Origin of the sequence: Rhodanobacter sp. C05, assembly GCF_002001165.1 — a bacterium.
Taxonomy (GTDB): Bacteria; Pseudomonadota; Gammaproteobacteria; order Xanthomonadales; family Rhodanobacteraceae; genus Rhodanobacter.
Map to the genome: position 1 here is coordinate 123,918 of NZ_MUNQ01000020.1, position 16,875 is coordinate 140,792.

General features: G+C 62.2%; 15 protein-coding genes. 5 read left to right on the forward strand and 10 right to left on the reverse strand.

Going from position 1 to position 16,875, the window contains the following annotated elements; all coding sequences use genetic code 11:
- Nucleotides 1–6 precede the first annotated feature (6 nt).
- From B0E51_RS16470 to B0E51_RS16495, 6 genes are all read right to left on the reverse strand, one after another.
- Complete coding sequence (locus tag B0E51_RS16470; protein WP_077445978.1) at nucleotides 7–1,386, reverse strand: sigma-54-dependent Fis family transcriptional regulator; 1,380 nt, start codon at nucleotides 1,384–1,386, stop codon at nucleotides 7–9.
- Between the two features lie 511 nt (nucleotides 1,387–1,897).
- The gene (glmS, locus tag B0E51_RS16475; RefSeq protein WP_077445979.1) at nucleotides 1,898–3,727 is read right to left on the reverse strand and encodes a glutamine--fructose-6-phosphate transaminase (isomerizing); all 1,830 of its coding nucleotides are present in this window, start codon (nucleotides 3,725–3,727) and stop codon (nucleotides 1,898–1,900) included.
- A 133-nt stretch (nucleotides 3,728–3,860) separates the two neighbouring features.
- A complete protein-coding gene (locus B0E51_RS16480) occupies nucleotides 3,861–5,231 on the reverse strand; it encodes a pyridoxal-phosphate dependent enzyme (protein WP_077445980.1) in 1,371 nt (456 codons plus the stop codon).
- Between the two features lie 166 nt (nucleotides 5,232–5,397).
- A complete protein-coding gene (locus B0E51_RS16485; RefSeq protein ID WP_077445981.1) occupies nucleotides 5,398–5,625 on the reverse strand; it encodes a YdcH family protein in 228 nt (75 codons plus the stop codon).
- A gap of 366 nt (nucleotides 5,626–5,991) precedes the next feature.
- Entirely contained in the window at nucleotides 5,992–6,651 is a 660-nt protein-coding gene (locus B0E51_RS16490) for a hypothetical protein (RefSeq protein ID WP_077445982.1), read from the reverse strand.
- Nucleotides 6,648–7,235: a DUF4398 domain-containing protein gene (locus B0E51_RS16495; protein WP_077446079.1), complete on the reverse strand. Its 588-nt coding sequence runs from the start codon at nucleotides 7,233–7,235 to the stop codon at nucleotides 6,648–6,650. The genes B0E51_RS16490 and B0E51_RS16495 overlap by 4 nt, the downstream gene beginning before the upstream one ends.
- Nucleotides 7,236–7,349: 114 nt before the next feature.
- Here B0E51_RS16495 and B0E51_RS16500 point away from each other — a divergent pair, with 114 nt between their 5' ends.
- Nucleotides 7,350–8,435 carry a PilT/PilU family type 4a pilus ATPase gene (locus tag B0E51_RS16500; protein ID WP_139350396.1) on the forward strand — a complete coding sequence of 362 codons (1,086 nt, stop codon included), beginning with the start codon at nucleotides 7,350–7,352 and terminating at the stop codon, nucleotides 8,433–8,435.
- Between the two features lie 63 nt (nucleotides 8,436–8,498).
- Here the strand turns inward: B0E51_RS16500 and maiA are convergent, their stop codons facing one another.
- A complete protein-coding gene (gene maiA / locus B0E51_RS16505) occupies nucleotides 8,499–9,161 on the reverse strand; it encodes a maleylacetoacetate isomerase (protein WP_077445984.1) in 663 nt (220 codons plus the stop codon).
- 173 nt (nucleotides 9,162–9,334) lie between these two features.
- On the opposite strand from maiA, the gene B0E51_RS16510 reads away from it, so the two are divergent.
- On the forward strand, nucleotides 9,335–10,516 hold the full coding sequence (locus B0E51_RS16510) for a phosphoglycerate kinase (RefSeq protein ID WP_077445985.1): 1,182 nt from the start codon (nucleotides 9,335–9,337) through the stop codon (nucleotides 10,514–10,516).
- On the forward strand, nucleotides 10,516–11,154 hold the full coding sequence (locus B0E51_RS16515) for an HAD hydrolase-like protein (RefSeq protein ID WP_077445986.1): 639 nt from the start codon (nucleotides 10,516–10,518) through the stop codon (nucleotides 11,152–11,154). Before B0E51_RS16510 ends, B0E51_RS16515 begins: the two co-directional genes overlap by 1 nt.
- Nucleotides 11,155–11,398: 244 nt before the next feature.
- On the opposite strand, the gene tkt is transcribed toward B0E51_RS16515, so the two are convergent.
- Nucleotides 11,399–13,408 (reverse strand): transketolase, encoded by a 2,010-nt coding sequence (tkt, locus tag B0E51_RS16520; RefSeq protein ID WP_077445987.1) that lies wholly within the window; start codon nucleotides 13,406–13,408, stop codon nucleotides 11,399–11,401.
- Between the two features lie 267 nt (nucleotides 13,409–13,675).
- Here tkt and B0E51_RS16525 point away from each other — a divergent pair, with 267 nt between their 5' ends.
- Nucleotides 13,676–14,335 carry an outer membrane beta-barrel protein gene (locus B0E51_RS16525; protein ID WP_077445988.1) on the forward strand — a complete coding sequence of 220 codons (660 nt, stop codon included), beginning with the start codon at nucleotides 13,676–13,678 and terminating at the stop codon, nucleotides 14,333–14,335.
- Between the two features lie 212 nt (nucleotides 14,336–14,547).
- Nucleotides 14,548–15,150 (forward strand): porin family protein, encoded by a 603-nt coding sequence (locus tag B0E51_RS16530; RefSeq protein ID WP_077445989.1) that lies wholly within the window; start codon nucleotides 14,548–14,550, stop codon nucleotides 15,148–15,150.
- Nucleotides 15,151–15,248: 98 nt separating this feature from the next.
- Here the strand turns inward: B0E51_RS16530 and B0E51_RS16535 are convergent, their stop codons facing one another.
- Together B0E51_RS16535 and B0E51_RS16540 are read right to left on the reverse strand one after the other, a co-directional pair.
- A complete protein-coding gene (locus tag B0E51_RS16535) occupies nucleotides 15,249–16,253 on the reverse strand; it encodes a class I fructose-bisphosphate aldolase (protein ID WP_077445990.1) in 1,005 nt (334 codons plus the stop codon).
- 142 nt (nucleotides 16,254–16,395) lie between these two features.
- The gene (locus B0E51_RS16540) at nucleotides 16,396–16,839 is read right to left on the reverse strand and encodes an energy transducer TonB (protein WP_077445991.1); all 444 of its coding nucleotides are present in this window, start codon (nucleotides 16,837–16,839) and stop codon (nucleotides 16,396–16,398) included.
- Between the last annotated feature and the right edge of the window lie 36 nt (nucleotides 16,840–16,875).

Consider the following 16,875-nt stretch of genomic DNA (forward strand, 5'->3'; position numbering starts at 1 on the left):
GAGTGGCTATCCGACCGGTAGGCCAGCGCCGCGAAAACGCTCCGGCACAATCGCATGCTTACGCATCAACGCAAAAAACGCGCGGCGGTTTTTGCGCGCAGCCGATGCGGCCCGGGTGATATTGCCGGCATTGACGGTCAGCAGGTGCTCGATATAACTGCGCTCGAATGCTTCGACCATGCGCGCCTTGGCGTCGCGAAAGGACTCACTGCCCTCCTCCAGCGACACCGTCACCGGAAGCGGCAGGTCATCCGCCCCAATAAAGGATCCCTTGCAAAACAACACCGCGCGTTCGATCACATTGTGCAGTTCGCGCACGTTGCCGGGCCAGCAATGCGCCAATAACTTGTGTACGGCCGGCGTGGTAAGGCTTACCGTTGCGCGATGCTGTTGCCGGCAACACTCCTCGGTGAAGTAGCGTGCGAGCTGCGGAATATCTTCGCGCCGGTCGCGTAACGGCGGCAGCAGCAAATTCAATACGTTCAATCGAAAATACAGGTCGCGCCGGAATGCGCCGCTTTCCACCAGTGCGGCGAGATCGTGATTGCTCGCCGCCATCACCCGAATATCCGCGCGACAAATGCCGCCGCCGACCGGTCGATATTCTTTCTCTTGCAGAAACCGCAACAATTTGGTCTGTGCACTGAGCGGTAGCGAATCGATCTCATCGAGGAAAAGGGTGCCTCCTTCGGCCTCACGCACCAAACCACTGCGTGCGGCGTTTGCCGATGTATACGCACCGCGAACGCAGCCGAACAATTCGCTTTCCATCAGCTCGGTGGGAATCGCACCGCAGTTGACCGCCACCAGCGGTCGCGATGCGCGCGGGGAAAGGTAATGAATGGTGCGTGCGAAGACTTCTTTGCCGGTTCCGGTCTCGCCCAGAATCAGCACGCTAACGTCGCAACTGGCGGTAATCGGCAACGCCGACAACTGCTTTAGAAAGCATGGACTGGAGCCGATCAGGTCATGCGCACGGGCAATACTGATGGCTGCGGAATCGTCCAGTCGCGGTTGCGGCAATAAACCCGCCGCCCTGCGTACGCGGGTGCAAAGTTCGTTTCGCAGATAGGGCTCGGAAACAAAGTCATAAGCGCCCGCACCAAGCAGCGCAGCAATCTGCGCCGGTTGCAGATCGGTGCACACCACAATTACGCTGCATGCTGGCGAGTTGCGCAGCAGGTGCTCGATCTGGGTCGTGGCCGCAACCAGCGTTTCCGGCTGCACGGGCAACACCAGCAAATCGCAATCGATGGTTATTTCGTGACCTAGTTGGTCGAGCAAGCTCAAACGTAAATCGGGTTGCCCCAGCAACGCGTCGTATGCGCTACGCCCCTGCAATCCCGATTGACCAGCGGCAACCACGCCGCAACTCAGCATATCCATGGATATAGGCCTCCACGATCCCCCATCCCGGGCGACGCGTTGACTGATCCTACTGTGCGGAATAGATCCGCGGGTATCGGCTAGCCGCGAAAAATCTGCAACTGTGTCCAGCCTGAGCTCGAACACACCGTGCGGTGCACCGTCTCAACATCCTGTCGTTAGGTTGTTACGCGCTATCCACTGGAAGGCTGTCGAATCGACAGCCAAGGACGCGTACCACTCGCGTCAGGTCCGCCGACTATACGCCAGATACAGGAATTTGCATGATTCGCGGAGTTTTGAATCCCATCTAGCTCAGCAGGCGGCTTAGCTTCGGTGGCCCTGCCGGTCCAGCCGGAGGGGTTCACTCCGGAAGTGGCTCAGTTTTTGATGGAACTCAACAAAAGCCGGACTGGTTCCGCAGCCGCAGGACCAGGTTCGCTAGCTCCAGATGCCCATCAGAATAATTGGGCTGCCAAAGCCGAAGGGGTGTCACTACAACGGTGTAGCTAAAGCGCACCCCTGTTGAAAACTATTCCACCGTAACCGATTTCGCCAGGTTGCGCGGCTGATCGACGTCGGTGCCACGCAGTACCGCCACGTGATAAGCCAGCAACTGCAGCGGCACGGTGAACACGGCCGGTGCGATGAAACTGCCACCGGATTCCACCCGCAGCATCGCGCCATGATGAGCCATGTCGTCCATGCCCGCCGAGCCGTCGGCGAACACGATCAGACGGCCGCCACGGGCACGCACTTCCTGCAGGTTGGACTTGAGCTTGTCCAGCAATGGACCGTTCGGCGCCACCGCAACCACCGGCATGTCCTCGTCGACCAGCGCCAGCGGACCGTGCTTGAGTTCGCCAGCCGGATACGCCTCGGCGTGGATATAGGAGATTTCCTTGAGCTTGAGCGAACCTTCAAGCGCGACCGGATACTGCGCGCCGCGGCCCAGGAACAACGCGTGCTGGTGATGGATGAATTCAGCCGACAGCTCGATGATCGCCGGCTCCAGCTTCAAGGCGTCCTCGATTGCGCGTGGCAGGTGCTGCAACTCGGCGCACAGCGCCTCGTAACGCTGCAGATCGAGCCCATTGCGGCGCGCCAGATCAAGCGCCAGCAGAGCCAGGCCGGCGAGTTGGGTGGTAAACGCCTTGGTCGAGGCCACGCCGATCTCGGGACCGGCGCGCGTCATCAGCTTCAGATCGGCTTCGCGCACCAATGAGGATTCGGGCACATTGCAGATCACCAGCGTGCCGAGATAGCCGCGACGACGCGACTCGCGCAGCGCCGCCAGCGTATCGGCAGTTTCGCCGGACTGCGAGATCGCGACGAACAAGGTATCCGCCGGCACCACCGCTTCGCGGTAACGGTATTCGCTGGCCACTTCCACGCTGACCGGCAGCCGCGCGTATTCCTCGATCCAGTACTTGGCCACCATGCCGGCGTGGTAGCTGGTTCCGCAGGCGATGATGTGCAGGCCGCGCGTGCGCTGCAGCAAGGCATCGCTGTCGATGCCGAAGATGTTCGGCAACACGCCATGCGGACCGATGCGCGCTTCCAGCGTGTCGGCCACGGCACGCGGCTGCTCGAAGATTTCCTTCTGCATGTAGTGGCGGTATTCGCCGCGCTCAACCGCATCGGTGGACAGTTCGCTCTCGTGCACTCCGCGCTCGACCGGACGCCCGTCAAGACCGAAGACCTCTACGCTGTTGCGGCTGATCTCGACCACATCGCCTTCGTCGAGATAGATCATCTTGTTGGTGACCTGGATCAGCGCCTGTGCGTCCGAGCCAAGAAAATTCTCGCCAATGCCGACGCCGACCAGCAGCGGTGCACCGCGACGTGCACCCACGACACGGCCCGGCTCGTCGCGGCTGACCACGGCGATCGCGTAGGCACCTTCCAGTTCGCGCACGGTGCTCAGGACTGCCTCGCGCAGGGTCATGCCTCGGTCGATGCACCGATCGATCAAGGCCGCCATCACTTCGGTGTCGGTCTCGGAAGTGAACACGTGACCCTCAGCCTGCAATTCCGCTCGCAGGCTGGCATAGTTCTCGATGATGCCGTTGTGCACGATCGCGACGCGGCCGGCCACATGCGGATGCGCGTTGGCCTCGCTCGGTACGCCATGCGTGGCCCAGCGGGTATGTGCAATACCGGTGCCGCCGGGGATCGGATCGGCGTGATACAGCAACTCCATCTCGCGTACCTTGCCCTTGGCACGCACGCGCCTGATCTCGCCCTGACCGAGCACGGCCACGCCCGACGAATCGTAACCGCGGTATTCCAGCGCCTTCAGACCGGCAATCAGCAGCGGAGCGACGTCACGCTGGGCAGTGGCAGCAACAATTCCACACATCGACAGGGTTTCCTTTGAGAAGCGACGAAGCCTCCGGCACCGTCACGAAGCGGTCATTCTGGCCACGCTGCATTACCGCAAGCTTTCATGACCACGCACCGGGCATGCCGGAGCCATCACCGGATGACTTCGCTTAGTTCACCTTGCGGCGCAGATAGTTCAACAGATCGATGCGGGTGATCAGACCGAGGAACTGTTCACCATCCACCACGATCGCCACGTGGCCGCGCTCGAACACCGGCAGCAGCGATTCGATCGGCGAACGCACGTCCAGCATCTGCAGGTTGGTGATCATCGCCGTGGACACCGGATCGCGGAAACGCGTCTCGTCGGCATGCACGTGCATCAGCACATCCGATTCGTCGACGATGCCCACCAGCTTGTGGCCATCCATCACCGGCAGTTGCGATACGTCGTACAGCTTCATGCGGGTATAGGCGGTGATCAGCAATTCATGCGGTCCGATCACCACGGTATCGCGCTGGGCGAACGGACGCAGCAGCAAATCGCGCAGGTCGCCATGCCGTTCGCGTTCGAGGAAACCGTTGTCGAGCATCCAGTAGTCGTTGTACATCTTCGACAGGTACTTGTTGCCGGTGTCGCAAACCAGGGTCACCACCCGTTTGGCCGTGGTCTGCTCACGGCAGTACTTCAATGCAGCCGCCAGCAACGTGCCGGTGGATGAACCACCCAGCACTCCCTCCTTGGCCAGCAGTTCGCGTGCGGTGAGAAAACTCTCCTTGTCGGAGATCGCATAGGCCTTTTTCACCCGGGTGAAGTCGCTGATCGGGGGCAGGAAATCCTCGCCGATGCCCTCGACCATCCAGCTGGCCGACTTGGTCGAAAGCGTGCCTTCGTTGATGTACTGGGTGAGGATCGAACCGACCGGGTCGGCCAGCACGAGTTCGGTCTGCGGCGAATGCTCGGCAAAATATCTGGACAGTCCGCTCAAGGTACCGGAGGAGCCGCAGCCGACCACGACCGCGTCGACCTTGCCATCCATCTGCTCGAGGATTTCCGGGCCCGTGGTCTGGATATGTGCGAGCGGATTGTCCGGATTGCCGAACTGGTTGATGAAGTAGGCGCCGGGTGTTTCCCGCGCGATGCGCTCAGCCATGTCCTGGTAGTACTCGGGATGGCCCTTGGCCACGTCCGAGCGGGTCAGCACGACTTCGGCACCCATCGCCTTGAGATTGAAGATCTTCTCGCGGCTCATCTTGTCCGGCACCACCAGCACCAGGCGATAGCCTTTCTGCTGGGCGACCAGTGCCAGACCCAGGCCGGTATTGCCGGCGGTGCCTTCGACCAGGGTGTCGCCCGGCTTGATCCGACCAGCCTTCTCGGCACCCTCGATCATCGACAGACCGATGCGGTCCTTGATTGAACCACCTGGATTGGCGCTCTCGAGCTTGAGGAACAGTTCGCACGGCCCGGTATCCAGGCGCTGCGCGCGCACCATCGGGGTACGTCCGATCAGTTCGAGGACACTCTGGTGGACCGTCATGGAGACTCCGTTGCTGGGAACGCCGGTCACGCGCAAACGCACCGATCCGGCAAGATCACCATGATAACCGAGCCGCCTGGCGGGTCGCCGAAAACGCTGCGGCCCCGGCACCCTTTCCGATATCGAAGGAAGGGCCCGGAGCCGCGTGTCAGGTCAAACCGCAGGTTCAGTGGATCTGGTGCGCCCGATCCGCCCACATGCGTTCGAGTCGTGCCTTGGCGAGCAGCTTCTCCTTCTTCATGCCGGCCAGGGTGACATCATCAATCGGAAGTACGCCGATGTCGGCGTCGTGCACCTTGCTGTCGAGCTGCCGATGATGCTGGTAGAGCCGACGGAACTCGGCATCGGCTTTCATCAATGCCTCGACATCCTCACGCTGCTGGTTTTCAAACATGATCCGACCTCCTCACGAGTGGGTGTGCGGCGCCCCATTGCTTGGAGCATCCGCAGACAATTGAACGCATGCACGCAACCACGACCCGCGCCGGAATACCGGTTGGCGGGAGGAGAAGTAAACGTGGAATGAGTGCATGGTTCAGGTCAGTGACCCATGCGGCAGGAATGCCTCATGGGGCTTTGACCCTACTCCCCCGATCCCGGTGGTGCAAGTCTGTTGGAGACGTCACGCACAATCGGATGAAAAAGGTGAAAAACCTTTAAAAACAGCATTTTACAGTGTCATAGCCAAACCAGCGACAGGTCCTGCGCTGATCACCCATGACCGGGTGACCAGCACGACTGAAAGGCATCCGACCCGACGTCAGGGCTGGCTGTCAGGCCTCTTCGGGTGCTTTTTGGAGCTGCTCGCAGGTACGTCCGTGGCGCTGCCATCCTGCATCTGCGAACGCATCGCCTTGGCGGCCTCGGCAGCCAGTGCAGCCTCATGGCGAGCGGCCTTGGCCACCTTGGCCTGTGCTGCGGCCAGCTTTTTCGCCTGATCCGCTTCGGCACGCGCCTGATCGGCGGCCTGCGAGTATGCCTGCCCCTGCTCCTGTGCTCGCGCAGCCTCTTCCTGCGCCAGCTGGGATTGCAGACGCTGGCGCTCAAGTTCGCGACGTGCGATTTCAGTCTCGCGCCGGCTGTTGTCGAGCATGATCTGATCGTGCTCGCGGTCGAGCTGGGTCAACTTGATCTGGGCATCCTGCAGCTGGGCAGCTGTCTTGGCCAGGTCGACCCGTCGTTCCGCCAGATACAGCGCATGTGCCCGATCGTGCCGGCCGGCCTGAGCCAAACGGCTGATCGCATCGCGCGCACGCGCCTGCTCGGCCTGGGCATAGCTGCCCAAGCTCGGATCGTTGGCAAGCTGGTCGAGGCTGCTGGTCAGGCGACTGATGTCGATGTCGTCCTGTCGAGCGTGTGCCGCGCCGACAGATGCCAACGCCAGCGAAATGGCGACGAAAGTTGCGGTGAAGCGCTTCATGGCTGGCCTCCCTGGGTGCTGGAGCCTGAGGCTGGCTGCGGGGTGTTGTCGGGTACGGTCTGGAAACCGCTGCCCGGAGGTGGCGCGGACAATACCGACGAAGACGGCGCCGGCATGTCTTCGGTCGGTGCCGGACTGGACGAAGACGCGGCAGCCGGAGCGGCCGCCTGCTGCTCCGCAGCCTCGGCGGCGGCCTCGGCCTGCGTGCCTTCGGCGCGCAGGCGATCGATTTCTTGAACCCTGCCCTGGATCTGTGCACGTGCGGCGCCCAGCCTCGCCTTGGCGCGCGCAAGGTCGGCGTCCGCCCGGGACTCCTCGGCCAGACTGGCCGCCTCGTCATATTTGCGCTCCGCCATGGCTGCCTGGGCCTGTTGGAACTTGTCCTGCGCAAAGCCCAGATCGACCGGCGCATAATCGGCTGCACCTGCATCGCGCGCCGCCTGCAGCTGGCTCTGCGCCAGATTCATCGAGTCATCCGGAGGAGGCACGCTGGCACAGCCAGCCAGCGCCAGAGTGAACGCCAGGGCAGCGGCAGCCGTAAAGATGCGGCCAGGAAACCTGGCCGGCAGGGAAAAGATGTGCACCGTCACATTCCTCATAGTGTGTCGCGACGTATTGTGGGCGGGCATAATCCATCATTGCAACGCGCATTTCAGAAACAGGGGACTTTTGTGGATATCGGTTACTTCCTCAAGCTTATGGTAGACAAGGGTGCGTCGGACATGTTCCTGACCACGGGCGCCCCGGTGAACATCAAGGTCGAGGGCAAGCTGTATCCGCTGGGCAATACCGGCCTGCCTGGCGGCATGGTCAAGAAGATCGCTTATTCGCTGATGGACGAGGGTCAGGTGCCGCAGTTCGAGCGCACTCTCGAACTGAACATGGCCCTGGCGGTGAAGGAAGCCGGTCGCTTCCGCATCAACGTGTTCAAGCAGCGTGGCGAAGTGGGCATGGTGATCCGCGCGATCAAGAGCGAGATCCCCAGCATCGACCAGCTGCAACTGCCGAGCATCTTCCGCGACCTGATCATGGAGCCGCGCGGGCTGATCCTGGTGGTCGGCGCCACCGGCTCCGGCAAATCCACCACGCTCGCGGCGATGATCGACCAGCGCAATACCCATTCGTCTGGCCACATCCTCACCATCGAGGATCCGATCGAATATCTGCACCGGCACAAGAAATCGATCGTCAACCAGCGCGAAGTGGGGCTGGACACGCACAGCTACCACGAGGCGCTGAAGAACGCGATGCGCGAAGCGCCTGACGTAATCATGATCGGCGAGATCCGCGACACCGACACGATGGAGGCGGCGATCGCATTCTCCGAAACCGGTCACCTGTGCCTCGCCACGCTGCACTCCAACAATGCCGACCAGACGCTGGAGCGTATCCTCAACTTCTTCCCGGAATCGGCGCACAAGAACGTGCTGATGAACCTGGCCCTGAACCTGCGCGCGGTGATCAGCCAGCGTCTGGTGATCGGCAAGGACGGCCGGCGCATTCCCGCAGCCGAGGTGCTCCTGAATACGCCACTGATCCGCGACATGATCCGCCGTGGCCAGACCCACGAGATCAAGGAAGCGATGGACCGCAGCCTGCAGGAAGGCATGCAGACGTTCGACCAGTCGCTGTACCGGCTGTACAAGGACGGTCGCGTGGAGCTGGAGGAAGCGCTCAACAAGTCCGATTCGCGCGACGGTCTGGCGCTGAAGATCCGGCTTGCCGAAGGCGGCACCGACAACCAGGAGCTGGCTGGCAACGACCCCTACGGCATGGGCTTTTGAGGAACGAGTGAACAGGAGTGGGAGTGAGCGCAGCCTGCCTCGCTCTTTCCTCACTCCTGGCTCTCAAGACGCGTCTGGCTGCGCCTCGGGCGCGGCATGCTTGAACGCTTCCAGTTCGTTGCACGCGTGATAGATCCGCTGCAACGTCGGGTAATCGTCCAGCGGCAATTTCCAGCGCAGCGCATTGTAGAACTGCGGCACCAGGCAGGCATCGGCCATGCTGGGTGTTTCGCCATGACAGTAACGACCGGTCGCAGCGCTGTCGACCAGCATCGCCTCCATCGCCTTGAAGCCGGTGGCAATCCAGTGCCTCGACCATTCGGCACGCTGCTCCTCGCTGGCACCGAACTGTGACTCGAGTCGATTCAATACCCGCAGATTGCCAAGCGGATGGATGTCGCAGGTCACCGTCATGGCCAATGCGCGGACCTGCGCCCGGCCTCGCGCATCGACGGGCAGCAGCGCCGTTTCCAGTTCGGGGTGCATCTCATCGAGATATTCCATGATGGCCAGCGACTGGGTGATCACCCGGTCGCCGTCAAGCAGGCACGGGACCAGTTGCTGCGGGTTGAGCGCGCGATAGTCCGGCGAATGCTGCTCGCCCCCATCGCGCAGCAGGTGCACCGGCCGCGTTTCGTAACTCAGCCCTTTCAGATTCAGCGCAATCCGCACGCGATAGGCAGCACTGGAGCGCCAGTAGCCGTAGAGCACCAACCCGGTAGCCATGAGTCGTCCCCCTGCTCGAAAGTCGCAGTTTAACCACAGTCTGGGCCCGACAGATCACCGGTGGCAACGCATTCTTTCCGCCGGTCGACGTTTGCATCGGCGCGTGGGCCGCCGGACAATAAGCGGTTACCGCCTGTTCGTGGCGATTTTCAACCATCTACTGGAGTTTTGCCGTGTCAGTCATCCGCATGAGTGACCTCGATTTGCGCGATCAGCGCGTCCTGATCCGCGAGGATTTGAATGTGCCGATCGACGACCATGGCCAGATCACCTCGACCCAGCGCCTCGACGCGGCGCTGCCTACGATCCGTGCCGCCCGCGATGCCGGCGCCAAGGTGCTGGTGCTGTCGCACCTGGGACGCCCGAAGGAAGGCCAGTTCGACGCCGCATCCTCGCTGGCACCGGTGGCGCAGTGGCTGGGCAGCAAGCTTGGTACGCCGGTACGCCTGGTGGCCGACTACCTCGATGGTGTCGACGTGGCCGCAGGCGAGGTGGTGATGCTGGAAAATTGCCGCATGAACGTCGGCGAGGGCAAGGACGACGAGACACTGGCGAAGAAGTATGCCGCGTTGTGCGACATCTTCGTGATGGATGCTTTCGGTACCGCGCACCGCGCCCAGGCCTCCACCCACGGCGTGATCAGGTTCGCACCGATCGCCGCCGCCGGCCCGCTGCTGTCGGCCGAGCTTGACGCGCTGGGCAAGGCACTCCAACACCCGGCGCATCCGTTGCTGGCGATCGTCGCCGGCTCTAAGGTCTCGACCAAGCTGACCCTGCTCGACAACCTGATCGGCAAGGTCGACCAGCTGATCGTCGGCGGTGGTATCGCCAACACGTTCATCGCGGCGATGGGCCACTCCATCGGCAACTCGCTGTACGAACCGGACCTGATCGATGCGGCGAAGAAGGTACTCGCCGACGCGAAGCGCCGTGGCGCCGAAGTGCCGATGCCGGTCGACGTGGTGGTGGCGCCGGCGTTCTCCGCCCAGGCACCGGCCACCGTGAAGCCGGTTGACCAGGTCAACGACAATGAGATGATCCTCGACATCGGGCCGGAGACCGCGAAGCGCTATGCCGAACTGATCGCCAAGGCCGGCACGGTGGTGTGGAACGGTCCAGTCGGCGTGTTCGAGTTCGACGCGTTCGGCAAGGGCACGGAAACACTCGCGCGTGCGATCGCTGCATCAAGTGCATTCTCGATCGCCGGCGGCGGCGACACGCTGGCCGCGGTCGACAAATATGGGATTGCAGACGATGTCTCGTACATCTCCACCGGGGGAGGCGCCTTCCTCGAATTCCTCGAAGGCAAGGAGCTGCCGGCGGTGACCGCACTCAAGGCGCGTGCGGTCAAGTAATGCTGTGCCTGTTTGACCTTGACGGTACGCTGATCGATTCCGAACACGGCATCATCGCCTGCGTGAAGCACGCGCTGGCGAAGCTGGACGTGCCGGCGCCACCGCAGGAAGAGCTGCGCGGATGGATCGGTCCGCCGCTACGGCACAGCTTCGCGCCATTGCTGGATCACGACGCGACACGGATCGAGGCTGCGGTGGAGCATTACCACGAGCGTTTCCACACTGATGGATGGCGCGAGCACGACATCTATCCCGGCATCGAGTCGCTGATCGAGCGACTGCTCGGTGCCGGGCACCAGCTTGCCGTGGTCACCAGCAAGCCGCAGCGACATGCCGCACCAATCATTGCGCACCTGCCTTTCGGAGATGCTTTCCTGCGCCTGTATGGTCCTGATCCGAATAGTGCGCACAGCGAGAAGGCCTCGATGATCGCCGCCGCACTGACCGACTTCGGCGCCAGACCGGAGGGCACCGTGATGATCGGTGATCGCCGTTTCGATATCGAGGGCGCGGTGGCCAACCATGTGCGAGGCATCGGCGTGTTGTGGGGTTTCGGCAGCCGCGCGGAACTGGAACAAGCCGGTGCCAGCGCAATCGCGGCCAGTCCAGACGAGCTGGGTAGCTTGCTGACAGCCTGACTGTTTTCCAGACCAACAAAAAGCCGCGGTGGACCGCGGCTTTTTTATATCAGTCAACGCTGACTTGCGGCGACTTACGGGAATCTTGAAAACTCTGCTGCGAAACGTCATTCCAGTGAAAGCTGAAAAGCTCCGCAGCAGCGAAGCTGGTCAATCCAGTACCGCTGCGTTTCAAGAGTTTGAAGTCGCTGGATCCCGGCTTTCGCTGGGATGACGAGCTCTGAGTAGGGTTATCGAGGCGCCCTTACTTGATGACGCGCTTCACCGCATCAACCACATGCGCCACCGTGAAGCCGAAGTGCTCGAACAACTGCGGCGCCGGTGCCGACGCGCCGAAGGTGGTCATGCCGACGACTTCGCCGTCCAAGCCCACGTACTTGCACCAGAAGTCGGCCGTCGCCGCTTCCACTGCCACGCGCGCACGGCACCAACCCGGCAACACGCCTTCGCGGTATTCCAGCGGCTGCGCGTCGAACACCTCGGTGCACGGCATCGATACCACGCGGGCCGCGATGCCTTGCTGGGCCAATGCACGCGAAGCCCCCATCGCCAGTTCCACTTCCGAACCGGTGGCGATCAGGATCGCCTGGAACTTCGTGTCCAACGGATCGGACAGCACGTAACCGCCGCGCATGATGTCGGCGACCTGCTGCTCGCTCCGCTGCTGATGCTTGAGATTCTGCCGCGAGAAGACCAGGCAGGCCGGCGCGCCCTTGCGCTCGATCGCCGCCTTCCATGACGCCGCCGATTCCACCGCATCGCACGGACGCCACAGCTGGTTGTTCGGGATATAGCGCAAGCTGGCCATGTGCTCGACCGGCTGATGGGTCGGGCCGTCCTCGCCCAGGCCGATCGAGTCATGCGTATAGACGTGGATCGCATGCGCCGGGATCAACGCGCTCATGCGTACCGCGTTGCGCGCGTAGTCGGAGAACACGAGGAAGGTGGCGTCGTACGGGATGAAACCACCGTGCAATGCAAGGCCATTAGCGATCGCGGTCATGCCGAACTCGCGCACGCCGTAGTAGACGTAGTTGCCCTTGCCGTCGCTGCTGTTGCCGGTGGCGGCATCGAGGCTGCCTTTCCATTTGGTGAGGTTGGAGCCAGCCAGATCGGCCGAGCCGCCGATCAGTTCCGGCAACAACGGACCGAATGCATCCAGCGTCATCTGCGAGGCCTTGCGCGAGGCCACTTCCGGACCTTCGAGCTGCAGCTTGGCGACATACGCTGCTGACTTCGCCGCCCAGTCGGCCGGCAGCTCGCCAGCGAGACGACGCTTGAACTCCGCGGCAAGCTCCGGATGTGCGACGGCGTACCTTGCAAACGCGTCGTTCCATGCCTGCTCGCGCTTGCTGCCGGCAGCCTTGGCATCCCAACCGGCGTAGATCTCGGCCGGGATTTCGAACGGGGCGTAGTTCCAGCCAAGTTGTGCGCGGGCCGCGGCGATCTCGTTCTTGCCCAGCGCTGCACCGTGGCTCTCTTCCTTGCCCTGCTTGTTCGGCGCGCCGAAACCGATGATGGTCTTGGCGCAGATCAGGGTGGGCTTGTCGCTCTGAGCGGTCGCGGCGGCAATCGCCTTCTTCACGGCATCGGCGTCGTGGCCGTCCACGCCGCGGATCACGTTCCAACCATAGGACTCGAAGCGCGCCGGGGTGTCGTCGGTGAACCAGCCATGCACTTCACCGTCGATCGAGATGCCGTTGTCATCGTAGACCGCGACCAGCTTGCCCAGCTGCCAGGTACCGGCCAGCGAGGCGACCTCGTGCGAGATGCCTTCCATCAGGCAGCCATCTCCGAGGAATACATATGTGTGGTGATCGACCACGTCATGCCCGGGGCGGTTGAAGTGCGCCGCCAGCACCTTCTCGGCCAGCGCGAAACCGACCGCATTGGCCAAACCCTGACCCAACGGACCGGTGGTGGTTTCCACTCCGGGTGTTTCACTGGCTTCCGGATGACCGGCGGTTTTCGAGTGCAGCTGGCGGAAGCGCTTGAGCTGGTCGATCGGAAGGTCGAAGCCGGTCAGGTGCAGCAAGGCGTACTGCAGCATCGAACCGTGGCCGTTGGAAAGCACGAAACGGTCGCGATTGGCCCATTTCGGGTTGGCGGGGTTGAACTGCAGGAAATCGTTCCACAGCACCTCGGCGATATCCGCCATGCCCATCGGCATGCCCGGATGGCCGGAATTGGCCGCTTCCACGGCGTCCATGGCAAGGGCGCGCACGGCGTTGGCGAGTTCGCGGCGGGTAGTCATCGATCAGTCTCCGGAAGGCTTGGCAAAACGCTGATTGTCGCCGATCCGGCCAGGTGCTGTCGCCTTGATCACTTCACCTGCACACAGCTTTTCAATCCGCGCGAATAGTGCCCCTCGAATTAACTCATCCTTAATTTCTCTGGCGCGAATACCGCTTGGCTTCAGGCTGGAATGGGTTCAATGGCCGGCGCGTGGTTTCCACACGCCACCGTTTGCGCACGTCCCCAAGTGCCTGACGGTCCGCTGTCAATAAGAAGGAGAATCCCCATGAAAAAGACCCTACTTGCCCTTGCACTCGCCTCTACCGGTCTGCTTGCTCTGCCCGCCTTTGCGCAGGACGCACCGGCCGCACCCGCATCGGACACGGCCAACAGTGCCCCGACGGCCACCGGCAACTACCAGCCCGGCCAGCCTGTCGGCAGCGGCAACTGGTTCGTCAATGCCAGCGCCGGCCAGAGCCACATCAACCAGGGCCCCTACAACGATCATCCGACTGCGTATGACCTCAATGGCGGTTATCGCTGGAAAGTGGGTCCGGATGCGGGTCTTGGCGTCGAGGTCGGCTACAACGACCTGGGCAATTTCAAGCTGAAGAACGTCTTCAACAGCAACGACGTCAACCAGACCACGGAGCGCCAAGCCTTGCGTGGATGGACCGCCGGCGTGAACGGCCGCATCAATGTCTGGCAGGGCCTGTACATCAGTGGCCGTGCAGGTGTGTACGGCTGGAAGGGTGACGGCTACAGCGATCAGGACATCAACCGCCACGACCTGAACAAGGTCGACTACTACGGCGGCGCCGGCCTGGGCTACGACTTCAACGACCACTTCGGCCTAGGCCTGGCGTACGACTACTACCACGCCAGCAAGAATGGCATCGACCTGACCACCGATACCGCCTCCTTGACGGCCGAATATCGCTTCTGACCTGCCTGCGGCCCGGATGGTGCGGAAGATCGCTTTCGCACCATCCTTTCGTGTCGCATTAACCACGGCTTAATACTGAACTCATCAGTATTGAATCTTTCAGGCAATGCCCTATCTAAGCATTCAGGTGTCGCCGCCTGACTTGGGCAGCGCATTTGCAGCAGCGGCCACTCCCCCTTGGGCCGACTGCCATGACAACTGGAGAATCTCCCATGAAAATGAAAAAGACCCTGCTTGCCCTCGCCCTCACCACCGCTGGTCTGCTGGCCGTTCCCGCCCTGTTTGCGCAGAACGCGCCCGCCGACAACGGTGGCTGGTTCATCAACGGCAATGTCGGGCGCACCGCCATCAATCAGGGCCCGTACGACAACGGCCATGACACTGGCTACGCGCTCAATGGCGGCTACCGCTGGTCACTGGCGCCGAACTTCTCCCTGGGTGGTGAAGTGGGCTACAACGACTTGGGCAACATCCGCGCCAAGAACGTCTTCAACAGCCAGTCGGTGATCGCCCCGGGCAAGTCCCAGCTGCATGGCTGGACCGCCGGTGCCAACGCCCATCTGAATCTGAGCCCGAACTGGTACCTCAGCGGTCGCGCCGGCCTTTACAGCTGGACCGGCCACGGTTTGAGCAATGACTCCAATCCGGTCCGCGAAGGCCTGGACAACACCAGCTGGTACGGTGGCGCCGGCGTGGGTTACAACATCACCAGCAACCTCAGCGTCGGTCTGAACTACGACTACTTCGACGCGAAAAAGCATAACGTCGACCTGAGCACCGACATGGTCTCGGCCAGCGCGGAATATCGCTTCTGATCGATTGACCAAGGTCTGCAACGAAAACGGGCGCCGCGAGGCGCCCGTTTTTTTGCTTCAGTGCATCCGCATCGTGCGCAGGATGCGCTTCTGTTCGATCAGCCCTTCCACTGACCCAGTGCAGCCAGGCCATTGTCACGGGCGCGGGTGTGCACGGTCTTCTGCGCTTCGACGTAGTTCGCCTTCATGTCCTTTGCCCACAGCTTCAACGCGGCCTGCTGCATGGCGCGACCGTAGGAGAACGACAGCGGCCACGGGTGCGGACCGATCTGGTTCATCGCGTTCAGATGTGCGGTGGACTGCAAGTCGGTCTGGCCGCCGGAAAGGAACACGATACCCGGCAGCGAGGCCGGCACGGTGGTCTTGAGCACACGCACGGTGGCTTCAGCGACTTCCTCGACGTCGACCTGCTCGTCCGAGTCCTTGCCCGGGATGACCATGCTGACCTTCAGGATGGTGCCTTCCAGCATCACGTTCTGCTCGTACAGCGCATTGAACAGGCTGCGCAACACGGCCTCATGCACCTCGTAGCTGACTTCGATGCTGTGGTCTCCGTCCATGATCACTTCGGGCTCGACCATCGGCACGATGCCCGCTTCCTGGCACAGCGCGGCGTAGCGGGCCAGCACGTGGCAGTTCGCCTCGATCGCGGTGGAGCTGGGATTGTCTTCGGAGATGTTGATCACCGCGCGCCACTTGGCGAACTGCGCACCGAGCTTGGCGTATTCCTGCAGGCGCTCGCGCAGGCCATCCAGGCCTTCGGTGACCACGTCACCGGGGAAACCGGCCAGCGGCTGCGGGCCCTTGTCGACCTTGATGCCCGGGATGATGCCAAGCTTCTTCATCAGCTGGGTGAATGGCACGCCGTCCTTGGTCGACTGGCGGATCGTCTCGTCGTACAGGATCGCGCCGGAGATGTGCTCGTTCAGGCCCGGCGTGGTCAGCAGCAGCTCACGGTAGGCGCGACGATTTTCCTCGGTATTCTCGATGCCGACGGCCTCGAAACGCTTCTTGATGGTGTTGGTCGACTCGTCGATGGCGATGATGCCCTTGCCGGGCGCGACCATCGCCAGGGCGATGCTTTCGAGATCTTCAATACTCATGACGACTCCGTGGTGCGAGGGCGGCACGCGCCTGCACAAGGTTGAAGCCGCCTCGATGATGAAGCGGCATGGTTCAAAACGTCGATTATAGGCCAGATCGGCGACAGCGGATGTATGTGCACACGCCGGTGCCGTCGTCAATTCAGGAGTCGTAGCCTGGCAGCTTGCACGTATCCTCCAGCTGCTGGTGTTGCGCCTTGTCCTCGGGCGCGTTGAACAGCACCACGTAATAGGTGGCGACCGGCTCGGCAATATGGTTGCTCAGCGACGGACCGTAACGGAAATTGGATATGGCACTGCGCGCCGCCGGACCCAGATCACTCTTGGGTACCAGCTTGACCACCTGTACGTTCATCGGCACGCCGTCGGAGCCGACCGTATAGGTCACCGCGACGCAGCCGGGCTTGTCCAGATTCAGTCCGCTGTTCGGCGCATCCATCTGAACCTTGGGATTGAGCTGGATCCAGTAGCGGTAGAGATCCTGCTGATCGACCTTGCGCACCTGCTGCGCCAGTACCGGCGCCACGAAACCCAGCGTCAGAGCCAGCAAAAGACCCTGGCGGAGCGGGCGAAATGTCGTTTTCATGGTGACCTCCTGTGCAGGGCGGGGAAACCCTGATGC

Coding starts and splice junctions, on each gene's coding strand:
- B0E51_RS16470 (WP_077445978.1), bottom strand. CDS start 1,386: ATGGATATGCTGAGTTGCGGCGTGGTTGCCGCTGGTCAATCGGGATTG.
- glmS (WP_077445979.1), bottom strand. CDS start 3,727: ATGTGTGGAATTGTTGCTGCCACTGCCCAGCGTGACGTCGCTCCGCTG.
- B0E51_RS16480 (WP_077445980.1), bottom strand. CDS start 5,231: ATGACGGTCCACCAGAGTGTCCTCGAACTGATCGGACGTACCCCGATG.
- B0E51_RS16485 (WP_077445981.1), bottom strand. CDS start 5,625: ATGTTTGAAAACCAGCAGCGTGAGGATGTCGAGGCATTGATGAAAGCC.
- B0E51_RS16490 (WP_077445982.1), bottom strand. CDS start 6,651: ATGAAGCGCTTCACCGCAACTTTCGTCGCCATTTCGCTGGCGTTGGCA.
- B0E51_RS16500 (WP_139350396.1), top strand. CDS start 7,350: ATGGTAGACAAGGGTGCGTCGGACATGTTCCTGACCACGGGCGCCCCG.
- maiA (WP_077445984.1), bottom strand. CDS start 9,161: ATGGCTACCGGGTTGGTGCTCTACGGCTACTGGCGCTCCAGTGCTGCC.
- B0E51_RS16515 (WP_077445986.1), top strand. CDS start 10,516: ATGCTGTGCCTGTTTGACCTTGACGGTACGCTGATCGATTCCGAACAC.
- tkt (WP_077445987.1), bottom strand. CDS start 13,408: ATGACTACCCGCCGCGAACTCGCCAACGCCGTGCGCGCCCTTGCCATG.
- B0E51_RS16525 (WP_077445988.1), top strand. CDS start 13,676: ATGAAAAAGACCCTACTTGCCCTTGCACTCGCCTCTACCGGTCTGCTT.
- B0E51_RS16530 (WP_077445989.1), top strand. CDS start 14,548: ATGAAAATGAAAAAGACCCTGCTTGCCCTCGCCCTCACCACCGCTGGT.
- B0E51_RS16535 (WP_077445990.1), bottom strand. CDS start 16,253: ATGAGTATTGAAGATCTCGAAAGCATCGCCCTGGCGATGGTCGCGCCC.
- B0E51_RS16540 (WP_077445991.1), bottom strand. CDS start 16,839: ATGAAAACGACATTTCGCCCGCTCCGCCAGGGTCTTTTGCTGGCTCTG.